Source organism: Bacillus sp. C30 (assembly GCF_040838255.1).
Classification (GTDB): domain Bacteria; phylum Bacillota; class Bacilli; order Bacillales; family Bacillaceae_G; genus Bacillus_A; species Bacillus_A mycoides.
This window is the reverse complement of the sequence record NZ_JBFPJH010000307.1, coordinates 1-3,847: the sequence shown is the minus strand read 5'-3', so window position 1 is coordinate 3,847 and position 3,847 is coordinate 1. Positions and strand designations below refer to the sequence as shown.

The 3,847-nt window shown below is 36.8% G+C and carries 5 protein-coding genes and 2 pseudogenes; 6 read left to right on the top strand and 1 reads right to left on the bottom strand.

Annotated features, from left to right (window positions below):
• Positions 1–318: 318 nt before the first annotated feature.
• The 3 genes and pseudogenes from AB3X49_RS19095 (at position 319) to hfq (ending at position 1,122) form a co-directional block, all read left to right on the top strand.
• Positions 319–543: a hypothetical protein gene (locus tag AB3X49_RS19095; protein WP_367964047.1), complete on the top strand. Its 225-nt coding sequence runs from the start codon at positions 319–321 to the stop codon at positions 541–543.
• Positions 544–586: 43 nt separating this feature from the next.
• Positions 587–868: an AbrB/MazE/SpoVT family DNA-binding domain-containing protein gene (locus AB3X49_RS19090; RefSeq protein WP_367964045.1), complete on the top strand. Its 282-nt coding sequence runs from the start codon at positions 587–589 to the stop codon at positions 866–868.
• A 20-nt stretch (positions 869–888) separates the two neighbouring features.
• Positions 889–1,122, top strand: a pseudogene (hfq, locus tag AB3X49_RS19085) (RNA chaperone Hfq).
• 63 nt (positions 1,123–1,185) lie between these two features.
• Here the strand turns inward: hfq and hbs are convergent.
• The gene (hbs, locus tag AB3X49_RS19080; RefSeq protein ID WP_367964043.1) at positions 1,186–1,461 is read right to left on the bottom strand and encodes a non-specific DNA-binding protein Hbs; all 276 of its coding nucleotides are present in this window, start codon (positions 1,459–1,461) and stop codon (positions 1,186–1,188) included.
• Between the two features lie 143 nt (positions 1,462–1,604).
• Between hbs and AB3X49_RS19075 the strand changes: the two genes are divergently transcribed.
• The 3 genes and pseudogenes from AB3X49_RS19075 to AB3X49_RS19065 all read left to right on the top strand — a co-directional run bounded on the left by AB3X49_RS19075 (position 1,605) and on the right by AB3X49_RS19065 (position 3,679).
• A complete protein-coding gene (locus AB3X49_RS19075) occupies positions 1,605–1,892 on the top strand; it encodes an ArsR/SmtB family transcription factor (RefSeq protein WP_367964041.1) in 288 nt (95 codons plus the stop codon).
• Positions 1,893–1,959: 67 nt separating this feature from the next.
• Positions 1,960–2,256: a hypothetical protein gene (locus AB3X49_RS19070; RefSeq protein ID WP_367964039.1), complete on the top strand. Its 297-nt coding sequence runs from the start codon at positions 1,960–1,962 to the stop codon at positions 2,254–2,256.
• Positions 2,257–2,715: 459 nt separating this feature from the next.
• A pseudogene (locus tag AB3X49_RS19065) lies at positions 2,716–3,679 on the top strand (Rpn family recombination-promoting nuclease/putative transposase).
• The last annotated feature ends 168 nt before the right edge of the window (positions 3,680–3,847 follow it).

The window sequence follows — 3,847 nt, the reverse complement described above, 5'->3', positions numbered from 1 at the left end:
TTTAAACATTTCATCATACTGTTTTTTCATCTGAAACACCTCTTATATAGAATAAATTATATCTATACTGTGTTCCAGTTTTACTGTACCACCTCATATTTTGTAAGGATAGGAGACAAAATAAGGGTTCTGTTGCAAAGTTTTTATTTTCTTAAAATTTTAGAATAGAGATACAAAATAAAAGAATAAATAACATGGATTATACAAGAAATCGCATGTGAAATTCAGTGTTTTAAGGAATTTTTTAACTTTGCAACGGAACCACGAGAATCACGTCAGAAAAATCGAAAAACAGGTAAACAAACGAAGCAAAAACAAATGGAATCCGTGCTACCAGTAGAACAAATTTCTCTTTTTGATACGGATTCTGAGGTAGTGCATCGTATAGGAGCACCTGTACCTATACAAGGATATCGCACGACCTTATCAGGTGTATACAGTTCCGAAGAATTAATCAGTCGTTTATTGAAAATGGGTGCTTTATTAGAAGGAGAAGAAAGCATGTTTCGGGTACAATTGGTGATAGAAGAACAAGAGAAATAAAGGGTTGAATGTGATAAATGAAAAATCTAGGAGCGAATGTCAGTTGAAATCAATAGGAATCTTACGAAAAATAGACCCTTTGGGGCGGGTTGTGATACCGAAGGAAACAAGAAAAGTGCTGGGGATAGAGGAAAAAGATTCGGTAGAAATCTTTGTAGAAGGAGAAGGCATTATTTTGCAGAAATACAAGGGAAATGACGTTTGTCCCATCACAGGAGAAGTATCTTTTCACCCTATAAAAGTAACGAATGAGAAACTGACGTTAAGTCCAGAAGGAGCGAAACAGCTTATGCAGGAATTAGAACAATATCTTGTAAGAGCCTGAGAAGAAGGAGGAATAAAACGTTGGAAAGAAAAACACAAGTACTACAAAAGGAAAGAACAAAAGATAGGGTATCCTTTCAGGAACAAGTACTACAAGAAGCAGTACAAAGAAAAAGGAGCATGACAATGATTTTAGTAAATGGATTTCATATCAAAGGAACAATAACAGGGTAGGATGTATATTCGATTTTGGTAGAAGTGGACGGGAAACAACAGCTCGTGTATAAACATGCCATTTCAACAATCCGATTATAAAAGAAACAGAAGCATGAATCTTGGTGATCTCATGCTTCTGTAGAATGATAGACAGAAGTATATTTAGTTGTTTACCGCTTCTTTTAATTGTTTACCGGCTTTAAAGGCAGGTGCTTTTTTCGCAGGAATGATAAGAGCCTCCCCAGTAGTTGGATTCCGTCCTTCTCGTGCAGCACGCTCTCGCACTTCGAATGAACCGAATCCGATTAATTGTACATTGTCTCCATTTTGCAGAGCTTCTTGAATGGATACTAATACGCTATCTACCGCAAGACTTGCTTGTGTTCTTTTTAGTCCTGTTTTTATTGCTACTTTTTGAATTAATTCTATTTTATTCATCAGGCACCTCGTATGATTGTTGTTATGTGAATCTTAGTATAAAGAGAAAAAGAGAACGGCGCAAGATAGTTTAGGAGCTTTTCATGATATAACAGAAATTGAGGGGAAATCCTGTCAAAAAGGAATGGAGGAGAAAAAAGAGTATGAAAAATGTTTTTCACACAGAGCGAAATGATTTGGAACGTATTTCAGAAATGCTCAAGGTATTAGCACACCCTGTCCGTCTCCAAATGGTACATCATTTGTTAGAGAAAAAGGCTTTAAATGTTACGGAATTACAACGGTATTTCGACCTGCCCCAATCCACTATTTCGCAACATCGTGGTAAGTTAAAATCGCATAAAGCAGCATATGAGCGAAAAGGGTTAGAAGTATTTTATCGAGTAGACGAGGAAAAAGTAAAACAAACACTGAAGATACTGATAGGCTAAACAAATAGGTTCTTATATATGTCTCGTCAATGCCTGTACAAAAATAGATAGAGGAGGGGATTTTTCTATGGGTGGAAATTCATATTACACTTACATAACAATAAAAGAACTCGTTTTTATTCATGCCTATGTAACAGAGGAAGAAATTCTGACTTCACAGGCATTACAGTTTCTAGAACAGTTTGATCTCGGTACCATTAGACAAACACGTCGGTATCGTTTGGGAAATAATGGTGAAGGGCTGTTCACCTACTATAGACAGAAATATCCGAAATTACTTAAGAAACAAAAATTATACACGTATGAAGAGTTGAAACACCGAGCGGTGTATTACTGTTCGTCTCATTTGACGATTCACATGTAGTTCAGGATGTATAGGAGAATGTTATGCCTACTTGGGGTCACACGACCTACTTGAACATTCTTAAAAATGGTAATTATATTCAATTTATTAGTCGAGGGGGGGATAAAAAACGAACGATCAGACTCCTCTCTAACGAAAGAGAAGGGAGTGTTGAATACGGTTTAGTCTCGAAAGGTAAAGAGCGCCCATTCAAGGAGATAAGAGGATGAAAAGATGGGCAGTAAATATTTCAGGTAGAAAGGGATATAAAGCAGTGAGGATAGGTGCATATACAAGCAATTTCATAAAATTTCACGTACCATATTAAAAAAAAAATAAAACACATCAAAGATAGCAACAAGGGGTGCCTCTTCTCTCCTTCCTCCGCTACAATAGATATATACTTTCTTTGCCCATTCCCCCGAAAAAAGGGGACTAACAAAAAAGATAGAATATGAAATAAGAAAGGTGACTCACTTTATGAATCAACCTTTAGTTAATTTACGCGTCGATTTTGCGTTCAAGCAATTATTTGGAACAAGAGGAAATGAACAGATATTAATGCAATTTTTGAACGTGACGTTAGCATCTTCTATTTTCACCGATTCAAACGCTGAAAATAGAAGACCCACATGTGCACAGGGAATACGAAAAAGACAAGTTGTCCATTCTAGATGTATTAGCAACTTTAGATGATGATACCCAAATTGCCATTGAAATACAATTGAATGATCAAAATGATTTTCTTAAACGTAGTTTGTATTACTGGAGTCGCTTATACGCTTCTCAAATGCAAAAAGGTGGTTCGTATGATGCCTTGCGAAAGACGATTACCATTAATATTTTGAACTTTCCAGTCTTTCCAGAATACGAAGTGTTCCATACAACAGGGAAACTGTGGGATATTGAGTTACAAAAACTACTGATAGACGATTTAGAGTTGCACATAATTGAAATCCCTAAATTAATGGCGCAATGGAAACAAGAGCAAGTCAATCCGTGGGAAGACGACTTTGTACGATGGTTACTCTTATTATCTGCCAATGAGGATACACAATTAACGCATACGCTGGAGGAGATTGCCATGAACCGAGACCCGATTTTAAAAGATGCGATGCAAAAATGGGAAAAGATGAGTCAAGGCCCTGGATTCCGTATGTTATATGAAGCAAGACAAAAGACGCTGATTGATGAAGCCTCTAAATATAAATATGCAGAGAAAAAAGGGCGAGAAGAAGGACTTGAAGAAGGAAAAAAAGTTGGAAAAGAAGAAGGGCTTCAAGAGGGGATAGAAAAAGGTATGGAAAAGGGGAAAGAAGTTGGCATTCAAGAAGGGAAAATCCAACTGATTCAGGGCATGCATAAAAACGGCATGGATATCGAAGATATTGCAAAGTTTACGAATATGGAACTGTCGGATATACGCCATATTTTGGGACAATAGAGGAGAGACATCTCATGAGATGTCTCTCCTCTATTGTCCGATTATTCAGTAATTATGCGTTGCATTTCTCCGCTTCCAAACAATCGATTGTACTGTTCTTGTATGGTTTGGAAGGTTCTGTTGCAAAGTTTAAAAAATAGAGACCGGATTATAAAGTGGCGTTTGGGT

Excerpts from the sequence above, each read along its gene's own strand:
- AB3X49_RS19095 (WP_367964047.1), top strand. The coding sequence starts at position 319 with ATGGAATCCGTGCTACCAGTAGAACAAATTTCTCTTTTTGATACGGAT.
- hbs (WP_367964043.1), bottom strand. The coding sequence starts at position 1,461 with ATGAATAAAATAGAATTAATTCAAAAAGTAGCAATAAAAACAGGACTA.
- AB3X49_RS19075 (WP_367964041.1), top strand. The coding sequence starts at position 1,605 with ATGAAAAATGTTTTTCACACAGAGCGAAATGATTTGGAACGTATTTCA.
- AB3X49_RS19070 (WP_367964039.1), top strand. The coding sequence starts at position 1,960 with ATGGGTGGAAATTCATATTACACTTACATAACAATAAAAGAACTCGTT.